Raw genomic sequence first — 22813 nt, 5'->3', positions numbered from 1 at the left:
ACGGATTAGCCGTCTGCCTCACGACACATCACCACCGTATCTTCTATCAAGCGGCGCGCCACGGTTCCCGCGGGCGGCAGGATTGGCAGTTTGTCGTAACGAAACCAGGCAGCATCGCGGAGCTCGGAGGGATCGTGACGCAGTTCGCCGTCGGCATACTCCGCAATATAGGCCATCATCAAAGAATGGGGGAACGGCCAGGGCTGAGAACTCACATATTGGAGGTTTTTAATGCGAATATTGCTCTCTTCCATGACTTCTCGGGCTACGGCCTGTTCAAGCGTTTCACCCAGCTCGACGAACCCGGCCAGCGCGGTGTACATATTGCCCCGGTGACGGACATGCTGCGCCAGCAAAATTTCGCTGCCGCGGCGGATCGCCACGATGACGCAGGGCGCGATCTGCGGATAGTAACGCTCCCGGCAGTGGCCGCACAGGCAGGCCAGCTCGGTTTTGCTATGGTGCATCTCATGACCACAGTAGCCGCAGAAACGGTGGGCGCGATAAAACTCGGCCAGTTGAACTCCCCGGCCGGCCAACTGAAACAGCCCGCCCTCCACGTCCAGCAGCTGCCGCAGCGATCCCATCTCTTCGGCCATTGTCTGGCGCACTAGCCAGACAGGCTCGCCCTGCCACTCGCCAATTCGGCGTGCCGGACGCGTTTTCAGTCCCCATTGGCGGGAAGACCCTTGCGGTAATCTCCCTTGAGGCAGCCAAATCTGATTGTTCTCGCTGACAACCCACCAGCCAAGCTCTTCACCTGTTAACGTTACTTCCATCTTTTCTTTCGCCCTCTGTCACCGAGTCTATGGCTATGATGTGTAGATATAGACAACATTAATGCATATAAATCAGACGCTCTACGCGTTAGCACAATACCACGCCATAGAAACTCGTTCCGTCGTTCTCTCTCTCCTCGCCGCCTTCGATCCGCAATCATGTATTTCGGTGACAGTGCCCGCAAGAAGGATGATTTATCGCATATTTCGCGAAAAATAAGGCCACTGTCAGTAACAGGCAGCGTCTATCGTCCCAACGCTTAATGCCCTGTCAAAGTCATGCGCGGTGACTCCATCCATCATCGGTCCCCGCCTTTGACAGTGACGCATTGCCAGCATAAAGTGTAGGCGATTGACCTCGCCCAACCCATCGGGCGTTATCTTGTCGGAGTGCCCAGCGTCGCGGTAACGCGTGCGGGCTGAGACCGTTAATTCGGGATCCGCGGAACCTGATCAGGTTAAAACCTGCGAAGGGAACAAGAGTAAACATCATCCTTTTCCCAGACAGATTCATTATCACCCAGGGAAAAGAGACTTCTCCATTACTCCATCCGAACTCCAGACAAGCAATGTTTCCTTCCAGCCAAACAGGAATTTGCTATGTCTACAGAAAAAAAACCTTCAGGACGCCGCGAACAACGCGCCTCCGCCCAACGTTTTATCGACGAGGTGCGAGGAACGTCTTTTCCACAATCACGGCGAATTTACCTGACCGGCTCACGGCCGGATATTCGCGTCCCGCTGCGGGAAATCCAACTCAGTCCCACGCTGCTCGGGGGAAGCCGGGAAACGCCTCGCTACGAACCTAATGAGCCGATACCGGTCTACGACACCGCCGGACCTTATGGCGATCCCGAAGCCGTCCCCGATGTGCGCTGTGGACTGGCTTGCCTGAGAACCGCCTGGATTGAAGAGCGCGGCGATACCGAACGATTATCTCAGCTCAGCTCCGGATTTACCCAGCAGCGCCTGGCCGATGCCGGTCTGGACCACTTGCGTTTTGAACATCTGCCTCAGCCGCGCCGAGCGAGAACCGGCCAGCGCGTCACCCAGTTACACTACGCCCGCCTGGGTATCATCACGCCGGAGATGGAGTTTATCGCCCTGCGCGAGAACATGGGGCGCGAGCGCATTCACAGCACGACGCTGCGCCAACAACATCCCGGCCAGAGTTTTGGCGCCCATCTGCCGCTGACCATCACGCCCGAATTCGTCCGTCAGGAGGTCGCCGCCGGACGGGCGATTATCCCCGCCAACATTAACCATCCTGAATCCGAGCCGATGATTATCGGCCGCAACTTCCTGGTGAAAGTGAACGCCAATATCGGCAATTCCGCGGTCACCTCTTCTATCGAAGAAGAGGTGGAAAAGCTGGTTTGGTCCACCCGCTGGGGGGCCGACACCGTAATGGACCTCTCCACCGGCCGCTACATCCATGAAACGCGCGAGTGGATCCTGCGCAATAGCCCGGTGCCTATCGGTACGGTGCCGATTTACCAGGCGCTGGAGAAGGTCAATGGCGTCGCGGAAAACCTGACCTGGGAGATGTACCGCGACACCCTGTTGGAACAGGCCGAACAGGGCGTTGACTACTTCACCATCCACGCCGGCGTGCTATTGCGCTATGTACCAATGACCGCCAAGCGCCTGACTGGCATTGTCTCGCGCGGCGGGTCCATCATGGCAAAGTGGTGCCTGTCGCATCACCAAGAGAGCTTCCTGTACGAGCACTTCCGCGAGATATGTGAAATATGCAGCGCGTACGATATCGCCCTTTCGCTGGGCGACGGCCTGCGGCCCGGATCGATTCAGGACGCCAACGACGAGGCGCAGTTCGCCGAGCTGCATACCCTTGGCGAGCTGACCCATATCGCCTGGGAGTACGACGTCCAGGTCATGATTGAAGGCCCCGGTCATGTGCCGATGCAGATGATCCGCCGCAATATGACCGAAGAGCTGGAGCACTGCCACGAAGCGCCTTTTTATACCCTTGGCCCGCTGACTACGGATATCGCGCCGGGGTATGACCACTTCACCTCCGGTATCGGCGCCGCCATGATCGGCTGGTTCGGCTGCGCGATGTTGTGTTATGTGACGCCGAAAGAGCACCTTGGGCTGCCGAACAAAGAGGATGTGAAACAGGGACTGATCGCGTACAAGATCGCCGCGCACGCAGCGGATCTGGCGAAAGGACATCCGGGGGCGCAGATCCGCGACAACGCGATGTCGAAAGCCCGCTTCGAATTTCGCTGGGAAGACCAATTCAATCTGGCGTTGGACCCGGAGACGGCGCGAGCCTACCACGATGAAACGCTGCCGCAGGAATCCGGCAAGGTAGCTCACTTCTGCTCTATGTGCGGCCCGAAATTTTGCTCCATGAAAATCTCTCAGGAGGTTCGGGACTATGCCGCGCAACAGCAGGCGGAGGCGCAGCCGATTGAAGTCGGCATGGCGCAGATGTCGGCCGAGTTCCGCTCTCGCGGTAGCGAGCTGTATGTCCCACAGGAGGATGCCTGATGAACGCCCCCCTGCTTTCATTTCCAACGGTGGGATCACGATTGGGGCTATACCCTGTCGTGGACAGCGTGCAGTGGATCGAACGACAGCTCCGAGTGGGAGTGAAGACGCTGCAACTGCGGATCAAAAACCAGCCGAACGATCACGTTGAGCCGGCGGTGATTCAATCGATCGCCCTTGCCCGCCGCTATCAGGCCCGCCTGTTTATTAACGATGACTGGCAACTGGCCATCAAGCACCAGGCCTACGGCGTCCATCTCGGTCAGGAGGATCTGGATACCGCCGATCTGAGTGCCATCCGCCGCGCCGGACTGCGCCTGGGTGTCTCAACCCATGACGATAAGGAGCTGGCGCGCGCGGTGACCATCGCGCCCTCCTATATCGCACTGGGGCATATTTTCCCTACCCAGACCAAAGAGATGCCGTCAGCGCCGCAGGGACTGGCCGAACTGGCGCGCCACATCAGCGAACTGGCGGGTCGTTTTCCCACGGTCGCTATTGGCGGCATCAGCATCGAAAGGGTGCCGTCGGTGCTGGCCACCGGCGTCGGCAGCATCGCCGTCGTGAGCGCCATCACTCAGGCGGCGGACTGGCGACAAGCGACCGCGACCTTGCTGCGCCTGATCGAAAAACGGGAGGCGTAACATGCTGCACGATCGGGAATTTATGCGCTACAGCCGCCAGCTGTTGCTGGAAGATATCGGCCCTGAGGGTCAGCTGCGGCTGGCTGACGCCACGGTGTTATTGGTCGGTCTCGGCGGTCTGGGCGCGCCCTGTGCGCTCTACCTGGCGGCGGCAGGCGTCGGCAGGCTGCTGCTGGCGGATCACGACACGCTGCATCTCTCCAACCTGCAACGCCAGGTGCTCTATCGCACTGAGGATATCGCGCAGCCCAAAGCGATGCTGGCCCGGCGCCAGCTGTTGGCGCTGAACCCGGACATTGCGATCGAGACGTTACAGACACGACTAGAAGGTGAGACGCTGGCTAAAGCGGTCAGCCGTGTCGATCTGGTGCTGGACTGTAGCGACAACATGGCGACGCGCCATGCTGTCAACGCCGCCTGCGTACGGGCCGAAAAGCCGTTAGTGAGCGCCAGCGCCGTCGGCTTCGGCGGCCAGCTGCTGGTGCTGACGCCCCCCTACCTTCACGGCTGCTACGCCTGCCTTTATCCTGACGCGACCGAACCTGTACGCAACTGCCGCACCGCCGGCGTGCTGGGGCCGGTCGTTGGAGTCATGGGTACGCTGCAAGCGCTGGAGGCCATCAAACTGCTGTGCGGACTGACCTCGACCCTGGACGGCAAGCTCAGGCTGTTCGATGCCCGCCAGCAGCAGTGGAATACCTTGCGCCTCACCCCTGCCACGAGCTGCCCGGTCTGTGGGAGCGCCGTATGAAGATTCGTATCAACGAGGAAGCCATCACGCTGGACGAACCGATCAGCGTGGAACAACTGCTGCAACGGTTGGATCGTCTGCAGCCGGGCACCGCGCTGGCGATCAACCAGATCGTCGTCCCTCGTCCCGACTGGCGCGCGTGTCAGGTGCAGGACGGGGACGACATTTTGCTTTTTCAGGCGATAGCAGGAGGATAAATGCTCACCATTGCAGATACCCCATTCACATCCCGGCTGCTGGCAGGCACCGGTAAGTTCGCCAGCGCAGCGATCATGAGCGCGGCGTTACAGGCGGCAGGCTCCCAACTGGTCACGTTGGCGATGAAACGCGTCAGCCTTTCCGGCGGCAGCGATGCTCTTCTGGCGCCGCTACAGCGCCTGGGGGTACAGCTGTTGCCGAATACCTCAGGCGCCAAAACGGCGGAGGAAGCGGTCTTCGCCGCCCATCTGGCTCGGGAAGCGCTGGGAACCCGCTGGATTAAGCTCGAAATTCATCCCGATATGAAATACCTGCTGCCCGACCCGGTGGAAACGCTGAAGGCGGCGGAGCAACTGGTGAAAGAAGGGTTTATCGTGCTGCCCTACTGCGGCGCCGATCCGGTGCTGTGCAAGCGACTGGAAGCCGTCGGCTGTGCTGCGGTCATGCCGCTGGGTGCGCCGATTGGCTCTAATCAGGGCCTGCAAACGCGCGACTTCCTGCGAATCATCATCGAACAAGCACAGGTGCCCGTCGTGGTCGACGCAGGGATCGGCGCGCCCAGCCAGGCCGCCGAGGCTATCGAGATGGGGGCCGATGCCGTACTGGTCAATACGGCAATGGCCGTCGCCCGTGACCCCGTCGGTATGGCTCGCGCCTTTCGGCTGGCGGTCGAGGCGGGCGCGCTGGCGGCGGAGTCCGGACTGGGAACACGCCAATCCCACGCCAACGCCACCAGCCCTCTGACCGGTTTTCTACACCGCAACCCAACGGGAGCAGGCGTATGAGCGAAGGATTTTATCGCCGCTGGCAGACGCTCGACTGGGACGATCTCCGCTTTCGCATCAACGGCAAAACGTCTGCCGATGTCGAACGAGCGTTGAACGCCGCTCGGCCCGATCGCGACGACTTTATGGCGTTGATTTCCCCTGCCGCGGCGGGCTACCTCGAACCGCTGGCACAGCGCGCGCAGCATCTGACCCGTCAGCGCTTCGGCAATACGGTGGGATTTTATGTTCCGCTGTACTTGTCCAACCTCTGCGCCAACGACTGCACCTACTGCGGGTTTTCCATGAGCAATCGGATCAAACGCAAGATCCTGAATGACGATGAAATCCAGCAGGAATGCCGCGCGATCCGTCAGCTTGGGTTCGACCAGCTGCTGCTGGTCGCCGGCGAGCATCAAGGTAAGGTGGGGATGGATTACTTCCGGCGCGTCTTGCCGCAGATCCGACCCCACTTCAGCGCGTTGATGATGGAAGTGCAGCCGCTGGCGACGGACGAGTATGCCGAGCTAAAGGCGCTGGGACTAGATGGCGTCATGGTCTATCAAGAAACCTATCACGCGCCGACCTATGCGCGGCACCACCTGCGGGGACGCAAACAGGATTTCGCCTGGCGGCTGGGTACGCCGGATCGTCTCGGCGCGGCGGGGATCGACAAGATCGGTCTCGGCGCTTTGATCGGCCTGTCGGATAGCTGGCGCGTGGACGGCTATATGCTGGCGGAACACCTACTCGACCTACAGCAACGCCACTGGCAAAACCGCTTCTCTCTCTCGTTTCCGCGTTTGCGCCCTTGTGCCGGCGGTATTGAACCGGCATCGCCGATGAACGAAGCGCAACTGATGCAGACGATTTGCGCGTTTCGGCTGCTGGCTCCGGACGTCGAGCTGTCGCTGTCCACGCGCGAGTCGCCTTTCTTTCGCGACCATATGGTGCCTATCGCCATCAACAGCGTCAGCGCGTTCTCCAAGACGCAGCCGGGAGGGTATGCCGACAACCATTCGGAGCTGGAGCAGTTCGCCCCCCATGATGCCCGACGACCGGAGGCGGTGGCAGACGCCATGACCCGCGCTGGCCTGCAACCCGTGTGGAAAGATTGGGACGGCTATCTGGGAAGAACGCGCGTGACATCGCATCACGAGTAAACTCACCGCGATGTCTTGAACGCCGGACATCGCGGTCCTTCGTCTTCGCTCTCTTCAAGTTCAGGCTTTACAGGCAAGCACCATCTCCCGCTCGATTTCTTCCCCAATCATCTTCAGCGCCCTTTCTGTTTCTTCGGTGCAGGGCAACGCATAGTTCAGACGCACGCAGTTGCGATATTTGCCCGAGGCCGAGAACAGAGAACCGACAGCGACCTGCGTACCGCGCTCCGCCAGCCGGCGATTCAAACGGATTCCATCGAAGGCTTCCGGCAGTTCGATCCACATCAAAAACCCGCCCTGCGGTCGGCTAACGCACAACCCCTCGGGAAAATAGTGGCGCACGAAGCTGGTGAAGCGACACTGATTGCGCTGATACTGCGTGCGCATTCGCCGCAGGTGCGGCAGGTAATGCCCCTGATGAATAAACTCGGCGACCGCCGCCTGCGTCTGGATAACGCCGCCGCCGCTGTTCACATATTTCATATGCAACACGCGATCAAAATACCGTCCCGGCGCGACCCAGCCAACCCTCAGGCCCGGCGCCATGACTTTGGAAAAGGAGCTGCACAACAGTACGCGCCCATCGTCATCCAACGACTTCAAAGTCGTCGGCCGCGGATACTCATAAGCCAGCTCCCCGTAGACGTCATCTTCGATGATGGCGATATCGAAACGCTGCGCCAGCGTCATCAATCCCCGTTTTCGCGCCTCCGGCATAATAAACCCTAGCGGATTATTACAGTTCGGCACCACAAACACGGCCTTGATCGGCCACTGATCCAGTGCTAATTCCAGCGCTTCCAGGCTGAGACCATTGATGGAATCCGTAGGAATTTCAATGACCTTTACCCCATAACTCCGCAGCGTCTGCATCATCCCGTAAAACGTAGGGGATTCGACAGCGATGATATCGCCCGGCTCACAAACCGCCCGAAGACACAGAAACAGCGCTTCCTGACACCCTGTAGTCGTGACGATCTCATCGGCGCTCAGCCTGCACCCGCCGTCGACCGCCAGACGCGCAATTTGCTCCCGCAATGCCGTCACGCCAAGCAAACTGCCGTACTGCAATAGCGAGGCGTCCTGCTTCATGCCCTGTCGGCTGATGATCTTCCATAACGGTTTGAGGCTGGTCGACGTCACATCCGGCATGCCGCTGCCCAGCTGCATGACATCGCTTTCCTTCCGCACATCCAGCAACCCTCGCACCGCGTCCCAATGGGTAATTTCCACCGGGCGCTGTGCCGGACGCGTAATCGCAGGAACGGGCGGCGATGCATATCGCGCCGAGACAAAGTAACCCGAGCGCGGCTGCGGAGAAATCAGCATCTGCTCTTCCAGTCGGTGGTAGGCCTGCTGGACCGTACTGATGCTGACGCCGTGCTCCTGCGAGAGAACTCTGACCGAGGGCAGACGTTCTCCCGGCCGATACAGCCCTTGATGAATGCGCTGCGCCAGCAAGGTGGCGAGATGCTGATAGCGAGTCATGAAAGTATCCTACTCTGAGGCGTTACCAAGCAATAACCAGTACAGATTGGCATAAAAACTCCCATTCAGAGTCATACAATCCTCTTCTGTATGGTCAACAAACTCAATTTTTGAATCTGTATTGTTTTTGGCCACGCTCTCATGATGGTGCCACACCATAGGGGGAGAGACTGAAGATGACACAACATCATCAACATTCACAGATATCCACGCTGCACGCGCTATTTATTAGAGTTTATGAGAGTTGGCGGGAACGACGTCTGCGCAACAAAACGCGCGCGTTACTGTATACGATGAGCGACGAACGCCTCAAAGATATCGGCCTGTCGCGTGCGGACATCGACCAGTGCTACCAACCCAAGGCATTCGGCAAAGACGGTTGGCTTCAGTACCGGAATGATGCTCACAAGAAAATTGAAAGGTAAGCGCTGTCGCTGATTTTTTTACGCGACGGTTTCCATATCATTACAGCGGCGCTCGCGGGAAAAACCGAGCAACGCTAGAGTGCCCATGCCGACACACTCGTCGGCCGCAGGCTGAGTTTGGATCCGCGCGCCTGCGCCTCCCATGCCGCCGTCGGTCTGTCCAAGCCAACGGCGGCCCTTCCTGCTTTTAGCGCCGATTATCTTCGTCATATCCCGGCGTTTCCCATAGAGAAGGCCATTCGCCAGGCCAACCGCCATGACATCCAGGCTGGCTGTGATAGGTCATTAACCGGAACTGTTGACCGTCGTAACGCCACTGAGCGCGTTCACCACAGTCGGCAAACCCACGACCTTTCGCCAGATGAAACAGGTCTCCAGTCTGAGGATCAAAGTCGGCGTTGGTAAACCAATCCACCTGCTGCAGATGCCCGTCTTCATCCGGCAGCGGCAACGGCAGCACCAGATGATGCGACGCCGACGGATTATCGCGCGGCGTAATAAACACCAGGCTTGATGACTGATAAGCGCCCATGCCGCAGTTGATCATAACCAGCGCATTGCGTTCATCCAGCGGCTGAACCTGATTCATCTCTGTATCCTGCTCGTTGACGTCGCAGGCCTCTCTCACCAGCAGCGCATGCTGCGCTTTGATGACGGCCTCGACCAACGTTTGCGGGTTACTCACCGCAGGCACGTTTGTCAATGCGGGCGGCAGTCCGGGTTGACTCAACCTCGCCGGGACGTCGGAAGCCGGTTTACTCCCCCTCTGCAGCAACGCGCCCTGAGTGCCAATCCGTCCCTGGCGTTCATCCACCAGCAGGAGCGCCGCGTTTAATCCCCGCAGAGAGCTACCCTGTTGCGGATTGTCACCGACGGAAAGCGTCAGCGCATCTTTAGCCTGATGTAAAAAATGTTGTATTGCGGGCAAATTTTCCGTGGCGACAATCGCGTCGTCGTCATTAATCGAAGGCGTTAAATTCACCCCCTCCACCGAGTCTTCATCCAGCCACAATGTGGGGTGGGCTTCCTGAGAAAAAGGCACGATCGTTAATGATGTCACGCCGGTCGCCCCAGCCTGCCGCGAGAGCGTGATCCGCAGGTTTTCATCGATATTACGCACGTCGCAGTCGTTCAGGTTGTTGCACGTCACCTGCCAGTTGGTGAAGATTTTTTGCACAGGCGGCGCAAATGATACGCCGGCAGCAAAAACCGGTACGGCGGACAACACCGCCAGACTTGCTGCAACCACGCTTGCTTTCAGCATAATATTTCTCTTATTCCTCTGTTTTATGTCTTTCATCACTCGCTTTTTATGCATAAAAAAACCGCTCCGGGGAGCGGTTTTTTATCATCCAGCGTCGACGTTACTTGTCGTCGCTGTTGCCGAAACCGGCGTTCAGCAACTCAGCCAGGTTAGCGGAAGCTTCGTCCGCACTGACCTGAGGTACGACGACGGGTTCGCCCGCCTGACGGCGACGCATACGATCCTGATGGTATGCATAACCGGTACCGGCCGGGATCAGACGACCCACGATCACGTTCTCTTTCAGACCGCGCAGTTCATCACGCTTACCAGCCACTGCCGCTTCGGTCAGTACGCGAGTCGTTTCCTGGAACGAGGCCGCAGAGATGAAGGACTCGGTCGCCAGAGACGCTTTGGTGATACCCAGCAAGTCACGGCTGTAGGTTGCCGGCAGCTTGCCGTCGGCTTCCAACTGACGGTTGGCGATCTTGACGCGGGACACTTCAGCCTGCTCGCCTTCCAGGAACTCAGTGCTGCCAGCGCTTTCGATGGTGCCTTTACGCAACATCTGACGAACGATAACTTCGATGTGCTTATCGTTAATCTTAACGCCCTGCAGGCGGTAAACTTCCTGCACTTCGTTGGTGATGTAACGCGTAACCGCATGTACGCCGCGCAGACGCAGAATGTCGTGCGGAGACTCAGGACCATCGGAGATCACGTCACCGCGTTCAACACGTTCGCCTTCGAACACGTTGAGCTGACGCCACTTCGGAATCATCTCTTCGTATGGATCGCTACCGTCAACCGGCGTGATCACCAGACGGCGCTTCCCTTTGGTTTCTTTACCGAAGGAAATGATACCGCTGATTTCAGCCAGGATTGCCGGCTCTTTCGGACGACGGGCTTCGAACAAGTCAGCAACGCGCGGCAGACCACCGGTGATATCCTTGGTACCGCCAGATTCCTGCGGAATACGGGCCAAGGTGTCACCAGAGCCGATTTTCACGCCGTCTTCCAGCTGGACAATCGCTTTACCTGGCAGGAAGTACTGAGCCGGCATGTCGGTGCCCGGGATCAGAACGTCGTCGCCGTTGTCATCAACGATTTTCAACGCCGGACGCAGTTCTTTACCACCACCGGTACGCTCTGCACTATCCAGAACCACGATGGAGGACAGACCGGTCAGTTCATCGGTCTGACGCGTAATGGTCTGGCCGTCGATCATGTCGGTGAAGCGAATGTTACCGCTCACTTCCGTGATGACCGGCATGGTGTGCGGATCCCAGTTCGCGACTGTATCGCCACCCGCTACGGCTTCGCCGTCGCCTTTCGCCATCACAGCACCGTAAGGCACTTTATAGCTTTCTTTAGTACGACCAAATTCGTCGATCAGCGTCAGCTCGGTGTTACGTGAAGTAATCACCAGCTTGCCTGCGCTGTTCGTAACGTACTTGGCGTTGCTCAGTTTCAGCGTACCCTTGTTTTTCACCTGGATACTGGACTCAGCTGCCGCACGAGATGCCGCACCACCGATGTGGAAGGTACGCATGGTCAGCTGGGTACCCGGTTCGCCGATGGACTGTGCCGCGATGACCCCGATGGCTTCACCCTTGTTGATGATGTGACCACGAGCCAGGTCGCGACCGTAACATTTGGCGCACACGCCAAAGTCGGTTTCACAGCTTACGACAGAGCGGACTTTCAGCGAATCGACGGAGTTTTCTTCCAGCAGGTCACACCACTGTTCGTTCAACAGCGTGTTACGCGGAACCAGAATATCAGCCGTACCCGGTTTGAGAACGTCTTCAGCCGTCACACGACCCAGAACACGCTCACGCAGCGGTTCTTTAACGTCGCCGCCTTCGATGACCGGCGTCATCATGATGCCTTCGTGCGTGCCGCAATCGTCTTCCGTCACTACCAGGTCCTGCGCCACGTCGACCAAACGACGGGTCAGATAACCGGAGTTTGCGGTTTTCAGTGCGGTATCCGCCAGACCTTTACGAGCACCGTGGGTTGAGATGAAGTACTGGAGTACGTTCAGACCTTCACGGAAGTTCGCGGTGATCGGCGTTTCGATGATGGAACCATCCGGCTTCGCCATCAGACCACGCATACCCGCCAACTGACGAATCTGCGCCGCGGAACCACGAGCACCGGAGTCAGCCATCATAAAGATGCTGTTGAAGGACACCTGCTGCTCGACAACGCCATCGCGGTTGACCACGTCTTCAACAGACAGGTTTTCCATCATTGCCTTGGCAACACGTTCGTTCGCCGCAGCCCAGATATCGATAACTTTGTTGTAGCGTTCGCCCGCCGTCACCAGACCAGACTGGAACTGCTCCTGGATCTCGGCGACTTCGGTTTCGGCTTCTTCGATGATTTCGGCTTTCTTCGCCGGGATAACCATGTCGTCGATACCTACGGACGCACCAGAGCGCGCTGCGTAAGCAAAACCGGTGTACATGATCTGGTCAGCAAAGATAACGGTCGGCTTCAGACCCAGAATGCGGTAACAAGTGTTCAGCATTTTGGAGATCGCTTTCTTGCCGAGAGGCTGGTTGACGATCGAGAACGGCAGACCTTTCGGCACGATCATCCACAGAATCGCACGACCAATGGTCGTATCGATGATGCTGGTCTGATGCGTGGTTTCGCCTTCAATATTCTTGATCTCTTGCGTGATACGCACTTTTACACGCGCATGCAGAGAAGCCAGACCAGCACGATAGACGCGTTCAGCTTCTTTCGGTCCAGTCAGAACCATGCCTTCGCCTTTGGCGTTAACACAGTCGCGAGTCATGTAGTACAGACCCAATACAACGTCCTGAGACGGAACGATGATAGGCTCGCCGTTCGCCGGAGACAGGATGTTGTTGGTAGACATCATCAGCGCACGCGCTTCCAGCTGGGCTTCCAGCGTCAGCGGTACGTGAACAGCCATCTGGTCACCATCGAAGTCGGCGTTGTACGCGGCACAAACCAGCGGGTGCAGCTGGATGGCTTTACCTTCGATCAGAACCGGTTCAAAAGCCTGGATACCCAGACGGTGCAGGGTAGGCGCACGGTTCAGCAGCACCGGGTGTTCGCGGATAACTTCATCCAGAATATCCCATACAACCGCTTCTTCGCGCTCAACCATTTTCTTGGCAGCTTTGATCGTTGTGGCCAGACCACGCAGCTCCAGCTTGCCGTAGATGAACGGTTTGAACAGTTCCAGCGCCATCTTCTTCGGCAAACCGCACTGATGCAGACGCAGGTACGGACCTACGGTGATAACGGAACGACCGGAGTAGTCGACACGTTTACCCAGCAGGTTCTGACGGAAACGACCCTGCTTACCTTTGATCATATCGGCCAAAGATTTCAGCGGGCGCTTGTTGGAACCGGTGATGGCACGACCACGACGGCCGTTATCCAGCAGCGCATCCACCGCTTCCTGCAGCATACGTTTTTCGTTGCGCACGATGATATCCGGCGCAGCCAGATCCAGCAGGCGTTTCAAACGGTTGTTACGGTTGATCACGCGACGGTACAGATCGTTCAGATCCGACGTAGCGAAACGACCGCCATCCAGCGGCACCAGCGGACGCAGGTCCGGCGGCAGAACAGGCAGCACGGTCAGGATCATCCACTCCGGTTTGTTACCGGACTGTACGAACGCTTCCAGCAGCTTGATGCGCTTGGTCAGCTTTTTACGCTTGGTTTCGGAGTTGGTTTCGTTCAGCTCTTCACGCAGCTGTTCGCACTCCTGCTCCAGATCCATGTTTTTCAACAGGGCCTGAACAGCTTCGGCGCCCATCTTGGCGTCAAATTCGTCACCAAACTCTTCCAGCGCATCCAGATACTGTTCTTCAGTCAGGATCTGACGCTTTTCAAGGTTGGTCATGCCGCCTTCGATAACCACATAGGATTCGAAGTACAGGACGCGTTCGATGTCACGCAGCGGCATATCCAGCAGCAAACCGATGCGGGAAGGCAGCGATTTCAGGAACCAGATATGCGCGGTCGGAGAAGCCAGCTCGATGTGGCCCATACGCTCACGGCGTACTTTGGTCTGGGTCACTTCAACGCCGCACTTCTCACAGATAACACCACGGTGCTTCAGGCGTTTGTACTTACCGCACAAGCACTCGTAATCTTTTACCGGCCCGAAGATACGGGCGCAGAACAGACCGTCACGTTCTGGTTTGAACGTACGGTAGTTAATGGTTTCCGGCTTTTTTACTTCACCAAAAGACCACGAACGGATCATGTCTGGCGATGCCAGAGCAATTTTGATCGCATCAAACTCTTCGGTCTTAGTTTGCGCTTTCAGAAACTTTAATAAGTCTTTCACGGATTGGCTCCTGTCGGAGTTAGACCTGTAAGGCACCTGAGTCAAACTCAGGTGCCCCTGTAACGAATGTCAGCAACGCAATCGGGCTGGTATTACTTTTCTTCCAGCTCGATGTTGATACCCAGCGAGCGGATTTCTTTCAACAAGACGTTGAAGGATTCCGGCATGCCTGGTTCCATCCGGTGATCGCCATCCACGATGTTTTTATACATCTTGGTACGGCCGTTCACGTCATCGGATTTCACCGTCAACATTTCCTGCAGGGTATAAGCTGCACCGTAAGCTTCCAGCGCCCATACTTCCATCTCACCGAAACGCTGACCACCGAACTGCGCCTTACCACCCAGAGGCTGCTGAGTGACCAGACTGTAGGAACCGGTAGAACGCGCATGCATCTTGTCATCAACCAAGTGGTTCAGTTTCAGCATGTACATATAGCCCACGGTGACCGGACGTTCAAATTGCTCGCCGGTACGGCCGTCAAACAGCGTGATCTGACCAGAAGTCGGCAGATCGCCCAGTTGCAGCAGCGCTTTGATTTCGCTCTCTTTAGCACCGTCAAAGACCGGAGTCGCGATTGGCATCCCCTTCTTCAGGTTTTCTGCCAGGCGCAGCACTTCTTCATCGGTGAACGTGTTCAAATCCACTTTCTGACGAACGTCGTTACCCAGGTCGTAGGCTTTCTGAATGAACTCACGCAGTTTGTCCGCTTCTTCGCGCTGCTTCAGCATGGTGTTGATCTTGTCACCGATACCTTTTGCAGCCATACCCAGATGGGTTTCCAGAATCTGACCGATGTTCATACGTGATGGTACGCCCAGCGGGTTCAGTACGATGTCTACCGGCGTACCGTTTTCATCGTAAGGCATATCTTCGATCGGGTTGATCTTGGAGATAACACCCTTGTTACCGTGACGACCCGCCATTTTATCACCAGGCTGGATCTGACGTTTCACGGCCAGGTACACCTTGACGATTTTCAGCACGCCCGGCGCCAAATCATCACCCTGGGTGATTTTGCGGCGTTTGGCTTCGAGTTTCTTCTCAAACTCGTGTTTCAGCTCGTCGTACTGCTCGGCCAGCTGTTCCAACTGATTCTGTTTTTCTTCATCAGTCAGACCCAGTTCCAACCAACGCTCACGCGGCAGTTGATCCAGCTTCGCGGCTTCAACGCCACCGCTGACCAGCACGTCGTGAATACGGGCAAACAGACCGGCTTCGAGGATCTGCAATTCTTCAGTCAGGTCTTTTTTGGCCTGCTTCAGCTGCATTTCTTCAATTTCCAGAGCACGTTTGTCTTTTTCAACGCCGTCACGGGTGAAGACCTGAACATCGATAACCGTACCGGAAACACTGTTAGGCACGCGCAGAGACGAGTCTTTAACGTCAGACGCTTTTTCACCGAAGATAGCGCGCAGCAGTTTCTCTTCCGGAGTCAGCTGAGTTTCGCCTTTCGGCGTCACTTTACCGACCAGGATATCGCCACCGGTCACTTCCGCACCGATATAAACGATACCGGACTCATCCAGTTTGGAGAGTGCGGCTTCACCCACGTTCGGGATATCAGCGGTGATCTCTTCAGGCCCCAGTTTAGTATCACGAGATACGCAAGCGAGTTCCTGGATATGGATAGTCGTGAAGCGATCTTCCTGCACTACGCGTTCGGAGACCAAGATGGAGTCTTCGAAGTTGTAGCCGTTCCAAGGCATGAACGCTACGCGCATGTTCTGACCCAGCGCCAGTTCACCCAAATCGGTGGACGGGCCATCGGCCAGCACGTCGCCGCGCTCAATCGGTTCACCCAGAGACACACACGGCATCTGGCTGATGCAGGTGTTCTGGTTGGAACGGGTATATTTGGTCAGGTTGTAGATATCGATGCCCGCTTCGCCCGGATACATTTCATCAGGGTTAACGTTGATAACAATACGTGACGCATCGACGTACTGAACCGTACCGCCGCGTTTCGCTACTGCGGTAACACCGGAGTCTACCGCCACCGCGCGTTCCATACCGGTACCTACCAGCGGCTTGTCGGCGCGCAGAGTAGGAACGGCCTGACGTTGCATGTTCGCACCCATCAAGGCGCGGTTAGCATCATCGTGTTCCAGGAACGGGATCAGGGAAGCACCGACGGAAACCACCTGCTGGGTGGAAACGTCCATGTATTCAACCTGATCGCGGCTGAACAAGCTGGACTCGCCTTTGTTACGGCAGGTCACCAGCTCATCAATGAAGTGACCTTCTTCATCCAGATTGGTGTTCGCCTGAGCGATGACGAAGTTGCCTTCTTCAATCGCAGACAGGTAATGAATCTCATCAGTCACAACGCCGTCGCGAACCAGACGATAAGGGGTTTCGAGGAAACCATATTCGTTGGTCTGCGCATAAACGGACAGAGAGTTGATCAGACCGATGTTCGGACCTTCCGGCGTTTCGATAGGACATACGCGACCGTAGTGTGTCGGATGTACGTCTCGAACTTCAAAGCCGGCGCGTTCACGGGTCAGACCGCCTGGGCCCAATGCGGAAATACGGCGTTTATGCGTGATTTCAGACAGCGGGTTGTTCTGGTCCATAAACTGGGACAGCTGGCTGGAACCAAAGAACTCTTTCACCGCAGCCGAAATCGGCTTGGCGTTGATCATGTCCTGCGGCATCAGCGTGTCGAGGTCGCCCAAAGACAAACGCTCTTTAACCGCACGTTCGACACGGACCAGACCGACGCGGAACTGGTTTTCAGCCATCTCACCGACGGAACGGATACGACGGTTGCCCAGGTGGTCGATATCATCCACTTCGCCCTTACCATTACGGATGTCGATGAGTTTCTTCATCACATCAATAATGTCTTCTTTGCTCAGGATACCGGAACCTTCGATTTCCTCACGCAGCAAAGAGCGGTTGAACTTCATTCGACCAACTGCGGACAAATCATAACGATCTTCGGAGAAAAACAGATTTTCAAAAAGGGTTTCTGCTGCTTCTCGTGTCGGCGGCTCGCCCGGACGCATCATACGGTAGATCTCAACCAACGCGCTCAAGCGGTCATGGGTTGGGTCGACGCGTACGGTCTCGGAGATATAAGGACCGTGGTCCAGATCGTTAGTGAACAGCGTTTCGATCTGTTTGTGGCCGGACTGGCTGAGTTTGGCCAGCAGATCCAGCGACAGCTCCATGTTCGCATTCGCGAGCACTTCGCCAGTGCTTTCATCGACGTAATCTTTCGCCAGCACTTTACCGGCGATGTATTCCACCGGAACTTCAATGCTTTCGATGCCGTCTTTTTCCAACTGACGGATATGGCGGGCAGTGATACGACGACCTTTCTCGACGTATACCTTGCCGTTGGCTTCGATATCGAAGGAAGCCGTGTCACCACGCAGTCGCTCCGGAACCAGTTCCATCAACAGCTTATTACCGTTGATTTCGTAGACAATTTTGTCAAAGAACAGGCCCAAAATGTCTTCGGTAGAGAAGTTTAATGCGCGTAGGATAATCGTCGCAGGCAATTTACGACGACGGTCGATACGGACAAACAGGTTATCTTTCGGATCGAATTCGAAATCCAGCCAGGAACCACGGTAAGGAATGATGCGCGCGTTATACAGCACCTTACCTGATGAGTGGGTTTTACCCTTGTCGCTGTCAAAGAATACGCCCGGACTACGGTGCAGCTGAGAAACGATAACGCGCTCAGTGCCGTTGATCACGAAGGTACCGTTGTCGGTCATGAGCGGAATTTCGCCCATGTACACTTCTTGTTCTTTGATATCTTTAACGGTGCCTTCTGGCGCTTCACGCTCGTAGATCACCAGACGCAGCTTAACGCGCAACGGCGCAGAGAATGTGACGCCGCGGATCTGACATTCTTTAACGTCAAATACCGGCTCGCCAAGGCGATAGCTCACATACTGCAGCTCGGAATTACCGCTGTAGCTTTTGATAGGAAATACAGAACGGAAAGCAGCTTCCAGACCGTACTGACCTTCCGGATCTTGCTCGATGAATTTCTGGAACGAGTCAAGCTGGATAGAAAGGAGATAAGGCACGTCCAGAACTTGCGGACGCTTACCAAAGTCCTTACGAATACGTTTTTTCTCGGTATAGGAGTAAACCATAGGGTTCCTCAGCTCGCTGAAAAGTAGAACCTCTCTGTCCGTCCTAAAAAAGGACAGTTCATGCAACACCGTTTATATCGATCGAAAAGTGGAACACTTTTCGCAATACTTGTTTCTATCACTCTTAAACCATTTCGCTGCATTTACGTTCAGCGGCCAAAGCGGCAAACGATGCAGTATATTAAGTCGTCGATAGAAAAAAATATTGTGGGTTAATCAATGGTCAAACAGTGTGAAACACCATTGATTCCCTACAGCGCAAAAAGGCTGGTGACTAAAAAGCCACCAGCCATCAGCCTGATAAATCAGGCTGTAACCTGTAAGTTAAATTTATTTAACTTCAACAGAAGCACCAGCTTCTTCCAGGGCTTTCTTCAGAGCTTCAGCGTCGTCTTTGCTGATGGCTTCTTTCAGAACTGCCGGAGCAGATTCTACCAGGTCTTTAGCTTCTTTCAGACCCAGGCCAGTCGCGCTACGAACTGCTTTGATAACTGCAACTTTGTTGCCGCCAACAGCAGACAGAACAACGTCGAACTCGGTTTTTTCTTCAGCAGCTTCAGCCGGGCCAGCAGCAGCAACAGCTACAGCGGCAGCAGCAGAAACACCGAATTTTTCTTCCATTGCGGAAACCAGTTCAACAACGTCCATTACAGACATAGCTGCTACTGCTTCCAGAATTTGATCTTTAGTGATAGACATAACAATTGTTCCTAAGAATCAGAAATAGTTTATACGTTAGCAAACACGACGCCAGTAAAAAGGGACGATTAAGCCGCTTCTTTCTGGTCGCGTACGGCAGCCAGTGTGCGAACCAGTTTGCCGGCAGCGGCTTCTTTCATGGTCGACATCAGACGTGCCAGTGCTTCTTCGTAAGTCGGCAGAGTTGCCAGACGGTCAATTTGAGCCGCCGGAATCAACTCGCCGTTAAAGGCTGCAGCTTTGACCTCGAATTTTGCATTCGCTTTCGCGAACTCTTTGAACAGACGAGCAGCAGCGCCCGGGTGTTCCATTGAGTATGCAATCAGGGTCGGACCGACAAACGTGTCTTTCAGGCACTCAAAATCTGTACCTTCAACTGAGCGACGCAGCAGCGTGTTACGAACAACACGCATGTATACGCCAGCTTCACGACCTGCTTTACGCAGTTCAGTCATTTTATCTACGGTAACGCCGCGAGAATCCGCAACAACCGCAGACTGCGCGCCTTTGGCTACTTCGTTGACTTCAGCAACAATCGCTTGTTTGTCTTGAAGATTTAATGCCATTAGCTTTTGCTCCTGGATTTGGCCGGAGAAATCTCCGGAACTCACTTCACCTGTAGCCAAAACGACCAACAGGCGTTAACACACGGTGAGCAGAATCCAGTAAAGACAAGTCAAACTTTTCTTCAGGCTCTGTCACCGTCTACGCAGGAAGATTAAGTCTCTTTCGAAACACCTGCGGTCTTGGACGGAGGCCTGGATCAGGCCAGGCTCCAACCGAAAATTCTTCTTCAGTCCCACAAGTGGAACAACGCGGCGTAGGATTATAAAGAAATCCAGCACCGCAGTAAAGAGGAACAAAAGCTATCAGTTAGCTACGGCGTTCAAACCGCTCTGATCGACAGCTAAGCCAGCACCCATGGTGGTGGACAGGCTAACTTTCTTGATGTACACGCCTTTAGCCTGAGACGGTTTAGCTTTTTTCAGCGCAACCAGCAGAGACTCCAGGTTTTCTTTCAGTTTGTCAGCGTCGAAATCAACCTTACCGATAGTGGTATGGATGATGCCGTTTTTGTCGTTACGGTAACGAATCTGACCTGCTTTAGCATTTTTAACTGCTTCAGCAACGTTAGGCGTTACGGTACCCACTTTCGGGTTCGGCATCAGGCCACGCGGCCCCAGGATCTGGCCGAGTTGACCAACTACGCGCATTGCATCCGGAGAAGCAATAACAACGTCGAAGTTCATTTCGCCTTTCTTGATCTGGTCAGCCAGGTCATCCATACCTACCAGGTCAGCGCCAGCAGCTTTAGCCGCTTCAGCGTTTGCGCCCTGAGTAAATACAGCAACGCGTACGCTGCGGCCAGTACCGTGCGGCAGCACAGTCGCGCCACGTACGTTCTGGTCAGATTTACGTGCGTCGATGCCCAGATTTACGGCAACGTCAACGCTTTCTACGAATTTCGCAGTGGCCAGCTCTTTGAGCAGAGCAACGGCTTCGTTGATGTCGTACTGTTTAGTTGCATCAACTTTGTCACGGATCACGCGCATGCGCTTGGTCAGCTTAGCCATTTCTTAGTCCTCCACTACCAGGCCCATGGAACGAGCAGTACCTTCAATGGAGCGAGTCATCGCTTCCACATCAGAACCAGTCATGTCCGCAGCTTTGGTTTCTGCGATTTCACGTACCTGAGCACGGGTTACTTTACCTACTTTGTCTTTGTTCGGCTTGCCAGAACCAGACTTGATACCAGCCGCTTTTTTCAGCAGAACTGCTGCCGGCGGAGTTTTGGTAACGAAGGTGAAGGAACGGTCAGAGTAAACGGTAATAACAACCGGGATCGGCAGACCTTTTTCAATGCTGTCAGTCTTAGCATTGAACGCCTTACAGAATTCCATGATGTTAACACCCTGCTGACCCAGAGCCGGACCAACCGGAGGGCTCGGGTTAGCCATACCGGCTGCAACCTGCAGCTTGACGTAGGCTTGTACTTTCTTGGCCATTTAACTTTCCTCGAATGGGTGATAGCGCTTCGTTTATCGAAGCTCCCCGCAGTGATAAAAACGTTTTACACGTCATTAGACGCATAAAATAAAGGCGCGAAATAGTAGTCTATTTTCGCGCCATATACAAGCAGAAATTCTTAGCGATATACGCTCAAATCAGCCTTTCTCTACCTGGCCAAAATCCAGTTCTACCGGGGTAGCACGGCCGAAGATAGAGACAGAAACTTTCAGACGACTCTTCTCGTAATCCACTTCTTCAACAACGCCGTTGAAGTCAGCGAATGGACCATCGTTGACGCGGACCATTTCACCCGGCTCAAACAGGGTTTTCGGCCGCGGTTTATCACCCACCTGCTGCAAGCGGTTCATGATGGCATCGACTTCTTTATCGCTAATCGGCGCAGGACGGTCAGAAGTACCGCCGATGAAGCCCATTACGCGTGGGACGCTACGGACCAAGTGCCAGCTAGCATCTTCCATCACCATCTGCACCAGCACATAACCTGGAAAGAATTTGCGCTCGCTTTTGCGACGCTGTCCGCCACGAATTTCCACTACCTCTTCAGTAGGGACCATCACTTCACCAAACAGATCTTCCATGTTGTGGAGTTTGATGTGTTCACGCAGCGACTGAGCGACGCGACCTTCAAAGCCAGAAAACGCCTGAACGACGTACCAACGTTTCTTTGGAGCTTCAGACATCTTAAAACCTCAGGCCAGTAATAAACGATACTAAACGAACCAGAATACCATCTAGTCCCCACAAAATCAGTGACATGACGGCAGTTACCGCAGCAACGATCAGCGTGGTATGTAGCGTTTCCTGACGGGTCGGCCAGATGACTTTTCGAACTTCAGTACGAGCTTCACGCGCAAACAGAACGGTCGCTTTACCTTTCGTCGTCAATAACGCTATACCACCCGCAACAGCGATCAGGATAACAACAGCCAATGCTCGCAGAGGCAGGCTTAACTCACGGTAATAATAATTACCGACAACCGCCGCAACCAGTAAAACAGCGACGATCAGCCATTTCAGCATCTCAAGGCCACGTCCACTACCCTGAGCTTCGGTATTCGCACTCATAAACCAACCTGTCACAATGATTCAGACAAATAATTTTGCCCAGCATGAAGGGCAAACCAAACCGAATACTGCCTTTGAAGGAGAAATTCGGGATTACGCCGTTTATACAGAGCCTATCTCACCAATGATTATAATTCACAATCGCTGATGAGATAGGTTCTACCCTGACAGCGTAGAAAAAGGGCATCAAATGATGCCCTTTTATCGCATGTTGCGTCAATTCTTATCAGCAATTAAGCGATAACTTTAGCAACCACGCCAGCGCCTACGGTACGACCACCTTCACGGATAGCGAAACGCAGACCATCGTCCATTGCGATCGGAGCAATCAGGTTGACAACCATCTTGATGTTGTCGCCCGGCATGACCATTTCCACGCCTTCCGGCAGTTCGATGGTGCCCGTTACGTCAGTTGTACGGAAGTAGAACTGCGGACGGTAGCCTTTGAAGAACGGAGTATGACGGCCGCCTTCGTCTTTGCTCAGAATATAAACTTCTGATTCGAACTGGGTGTGCGGCTTGATTGAACCCGGTTTAGCCAGTACCTGACCACGTTCAACTTCGTCACGCTTAGTACCAC

The 22813-nt window shown here is 55.2% G+C and carries 20 protein-coding genes and 1 riboswitch; of the genes, 7 read left to right on the top strand and 13 right to left on the bottom strand.

All coding sequences use genetic code 11. From position 1 onward, the window contains the following. Window positions 1–5 precede the first annotated feature (5 nt). Window positions 6–779, bottom strand: a complete 774-nt coding sequence (nudC, locus tag BLU64_RS16350; RefSeq protein ID WP_074729419.1) for an NAD(+) diphosphatase — start codon at window positions 777–779, stop codon at window positions 6–8. A 376-nt stretch (window positions 780–1155) separates the two neighbouring features. Next, window positions 1156–1272: riboswitch (TPP riboswitch) on the top strand. 107 nt (window positions 1273–1379) lie between these two features. Between nudC and thiC the strand changes: the two genes are divergently transcribed. From thiC to thiH, 6 genes are read left to right on the top strand one after another with little or no spacing between them, the layout of a single operon-like run. Next, a complete protein-coding gene (gene thiC, locus BLU64_RS16345; RefSeq protein WP_074729417.1) occupies window positions 1380–3296 on the top strand; it encodes a phosphomethylpyrimidine synthase ThiC in 1917 nt (638 codons plus the stop codon). After that, entirely contained in the window at window positions 3296–3940 is a 645-nt protein-coding gene (gene thiE / locus BLU64_RS16340; RefSeq protein WP_051625601.1) for a thiamine phosphate synthase, read from the top strand. The genes thiC and thiE overlap by 1 nt, the downstream gene beginning before the upstream one ends. Window position 3941: 1 nt before the next feature. After that, window positions 3942–4691, top strand: coding sequence for a HesA/MoeB/ThiF family protein (locus BLU64_RS16335; protein WP_074729415.1), 750 nt, complete (start codon window positions 3942–3944; stop codon window positions 4689–4691). Further along, window positions 4688–4888 carry a sulfur carrier protein ThiS gene (gene thiS, locus BLU64_RS16330; RefSeq protein ID WP_026740914.1) on the top strand — a complete coding sequence of 67 codons (201 nt, stop codon included), beginning with the start codon at window positions 4688–4690 and terminating at the stop codon, window positions 4886–4888. The genes BLU64_RS16335 and thiS overlap by 4 nt, the downstream gene beginning before the upstream one ends. After that, on the top strand, window positions 4889–5674 hold the full coding sequence (locus tag BLU64_RS16325; protein WP_074729413.1) for a thiazole synthase: 786 nt from the start codon (window positions 4889–4891) through the stop codon (window positions 5672–5674). It begins immediately after the preceding gene. After that, window positions 5671–6816, top strand: a complete 1146-nt coding sequence (gene thiH, locus BLU64_RS16320; protein ID WP_026744193.1) for a 2-iminoacetate synthase ThiH — start codon at window positions 5671–5673, stop codon at window positions 6814–6816. The genes BLU64_RS16325 and thiH overlap by 4 nt, the downstream gene beginning before the upstream one ends. A 60-nt stretch (window positions 6817–6876) precedes the next feature. Here the strand turns inward: thiH and BLU64_RS16315 are convergent, their stop codons facing one another. Continuing rightward, window positions 6877–8304, bottom strand: coding sequence for an aminotransferase-like domain-containing protein (locus BLU64_RS16315; protein WP_026744194.1), 1428 nt, complete (start codon window positions 8302–8304; stop codon window positions 6877–6879). 176 nt (window positions 8305–8480) lie between these two features. On the opposite strand from BLU64_RS16315, the gene BLU64_RS16310 reads away from it, so the two are divergent. Beyond that, a complete protein-coding gene (locus tag BLU64_RS16310) occupies window positions 8481–8729 on the top strand; it encodes a DUF1127 domain-containing protein (protein WP_036153673.1) in 249 nt (82 codons plus the stop codon). Between the two features lie 18 nt (window positions 8730–8747). Here the strand turns inward: BLU64_RS16310 and BLU64_RS17300 are convergent, their stop codons facing one another. From BLU64_RS17300 to BLU64_RS16260, 11 genes are all read right to left on the bottom strand, one after another. Beyond that, window positions 8748–8939, bottom strand: a complete 192-nt coding sequence (locus BLU64_RS17300) for a hypothetical protein (protein ID WP_139171533.1) — start codon at window positions 8937–8939, stop codon at window positions 8748–8750. Continuing rightward, window positions 8917–9993 carry a DUF1176 domain-containing protein gene (locus BLU64_RS16305; protein ID WP_026744195.1) on the bottom strand — a complete coding sequence of 359 codons (1077 nt, stop codon included), beginning with the start codon at window positions 9991–9993 and terminating at the stop codon, window positions 8917–8919. The genes BLU64_RS17300 and BLU64_RS16305 overlap by 23 nt, the downstream gene beginning before the upstream one ends. Before the next feature lie 100 nt (window positions 9994–10093). After that, complete coding sequence (gene rpoC / locus BLU64_RS16300) at window positions 10094–14317, bottom strand: DNA-directed RNA polymerase subunit beta' (RefSeq protein ID WP_074729411.1); 4224 nt, start codon at window positions 14315–14317, stop codon at window positions 10094–10096. Between the two features lie 92 nt (window positions 14318–14409). Beyond that, entirely contained in the window at window positions 14410–18438 is a 4029-nt protein-coding gene (rpoB, locus tag BLU64_RS16295) for a DNA-directed RNA polymerase subunit beta (protein ID WP_026744197.1), read from the bottom strand. A gap of 330 nt (window positions 18439–18768) precedes the next feature. Then, on the bottom strand, window positions 18769–19137 hold the full coding sequence (gene rplL, locus BLU64_RS16290; protein WP_026740922.1) for a 50S ribosomal protein L7/L12: 369 nt from the start codon (window positions 19135–19137) through the stop codon (window positions 18769–18771). A gap of 68 nt (window positions 19138–19205) precedes the next feature. Beyond that, on the bottom strand, window positions 19206–19703 hold the full coding sequence (gene rplJ, locus BLU64_RS16285; protein ID WP_026744198.1) for a 50S ribosomal protein L10: 498 nt from the start codon (window positions 19701–19703) through the stop codon (window positions 19206–19208). Window positions 19704–20006: 303 nt separating this feature from the next. Then, on the bottom strand, window positions 20007–20711 hold the full coding sequence (gene rplA, locus BLU64_RS16280) for a 50S ribosomal protein L1 (protein WP_026740924.1): 705 nt from the start codon (window positions 20709–20711) through the stop codon (window positions 20007–20009). A gap of 3 nt (window positions 20712–20714) precedes the next feature. After that, on the bottom strand, window positions 20715–21143 hold the full coding sequence (gene rplK / locus BLU64_RS16275; RefSeq protein ID WP_004929911.1) for a 50S ribosomal protein L11: 429 nt from the start codon (window positions 21141–21143) through the stop codon (window positions 20715–20717). Between the two features lie 159 nt (window positions 21144–21302). Next, window positions 21303–21848 (bottom strand): transcription termination/antitermination protein NusG, encoded by a 546-nt coding sequence (gene nusG / locus BLU64_RS16270; RefSeq protein WP_026740925.1) that lies wholly within the window; start codon window positions 21846–21848, stop codon window positions 21303–21305. A 1-nt stretch (window position 21849) separates the two neighbouring features. Then, a complete protein-coding gene (gene secE / locus BLU64_RS16265) occupies window positions 21850–22233 on the bottom strand; it encodes a preprotein translocase subunit SecE (RefSeq protein ID WP_026744200.1) in 384 nt (127 codons plus the stop codon). Window positions 22234–22466: 233 nt separating this feature from the next. Next, window positions 22467–22813: EF-Tu C-terminal domain-related protein (locus BLU64_RS16260; RefSeq protein WP_483306178.1), on the bottom strand; the 347-nt coding region annotated here is incomplete at its 5' end.

The organism is Lonsdalea quercina (genome assembly GCF_900107885.1).
Classification (GTDB): domain Bacteria; phylum Pseudomonadota; class Gammaproteobacteria; order Enterobacterales; family Enterobacteriaceae; genus Lonsdalea; species Lonsdalea quercina.
This window is presented reverse-complemented; position numbering and strand designations above follow the sequence as displayed.

What these genes read in the sequence shown, in the direction of transcription:
- thiC (WP_074729417.1), top strand. Translation starts at nt 1,380, where the DNA reads ATGTCTACAGAAAAAAAACCTTCAGGACGCCGCGAACAACGCGCCTCC.
- BLU64_RS16325 (WP_074729413.1), top strand. Translation starts at nt 4,889, where the DNA reads ATGCTCACCATTGCAGATACCCCATTCACATCCCGGCTGCTGGCAGGC.
- rplJ (WP_026744198.1), bottom strand. Translation starts at nt 19,703, where the DNA reads ATGGCATTAAATCTTCAAGACAAACAAGCGATTGTTGCTGAAGTCAAC.
- thiS (WP_026740914.1), top strand. Translation starts at nt 4,688, where the DNA reads ATGAAGATTCGTATCAACGAGGAAGCCATCACGCTGGACGAACCGATC.
- BLU64_RS16315 (WP_026744194.1), bottom strand. Translation starts at nt 8,304, where the DNA reads ATGACTCGCTATCAGCATCTCGCCACCTTGCTGGCGCAGCGCATTCAT.
- BLU64_RS17300 (WP_139171533.1), bottom strand. Translation starts at nt 8,939, where the DNA reads ATGACGAAGATAATCGGCGCTAAAAGCAGGAAGGGCCGCCGTTGGCTT.
- nusG (WP_026740925.1), bottom strand. Translation starts at nt 21,848, where the DNA reads ATGTCTGAAGCTCCAAAGAAACGTTGGTACGTCGTTCAGGCGTTTTCT.
- rplK (WP_004929911.1), bottom strand. Translation starts at nt 21,143, where the DNA reads ATGGCCAAGAAAGTACAAGCCTACGTCAAGCTGCAGGTTGCAGCCGGT.
- rplL (WP_026740922.1), bottom strand. Translation starts at nt 19,137, where the DNA reads ATGTCTATCACTAAAGATCAAATTCTGGAAGCAGTAGCAGCTATGTCT.
- secE (WP_026744200.1), bottom strand. Translation starts at nt 22,233, where the DNA reads ATGAGTGCGAATACCGAAGCTCAGGGTAGTGGACGTGGCCTTGAGATG.
- BLU64_RS16310 (WP_036153673.1), top strand. Translation starts at nt 8,481, where the DNA reads ATGACACAACATCATCAACATTCACAGATATCCACGCTGCACGCGCTA.
- nudC (WP_074729419.1), bottom strand. Translation starts at nt 779, where the DNA reads ATGGAAGTAACGTTAACAGGTGAAGAGCTTGGCTGGTGGGTTGTCAGC.
- BLU64_RS16305 (WP_026744195.1), bottom strand. Translation starts at nt 9,993, where the DNA reads ATGCTGAAAGCAAGCGTGGTTGCAGCAAGTCTGGCGGTGTTGTCCGCC.
- BLU64_RS16335 (WP_074729415.1), top strand. Translation starts at nt 3,942, where the DNA reads ATGCTGCACGATCGGGAATTTATGCGCTACAGCCGCCAGCTGTTGCTG.
- thiH (WP_026744193.1), top strand. Translation starts at nt 5,671, where the DNA reads ATGAGCGAAGGATTTTATCGCCGCTGGCAGACGCTCGACTGGGACGAT.
- rpoB (WP_026744197.1), bottom strand. Translation starts at nt 18,438, where the DNA reads ATGGTTTACTCCTATACCGAGAAAAAACGTATTCGTAAGGACTTTGGT.
- rplA (WP_026740924.1), bottom strand. Translation starts at nt 20,711, where the DNA reads ATGGCTAAGCTGACCAAGCGCATGCGCGTGATCCGTGACAAAGTTGAT.
- thiE (WP_051625601.1), top strand. Translation starts at nt 3,296, where the DNA reads ATGAACGCCCCCCTGCTTTCATTTCCAACGGTGGGATCACGATTGGGG.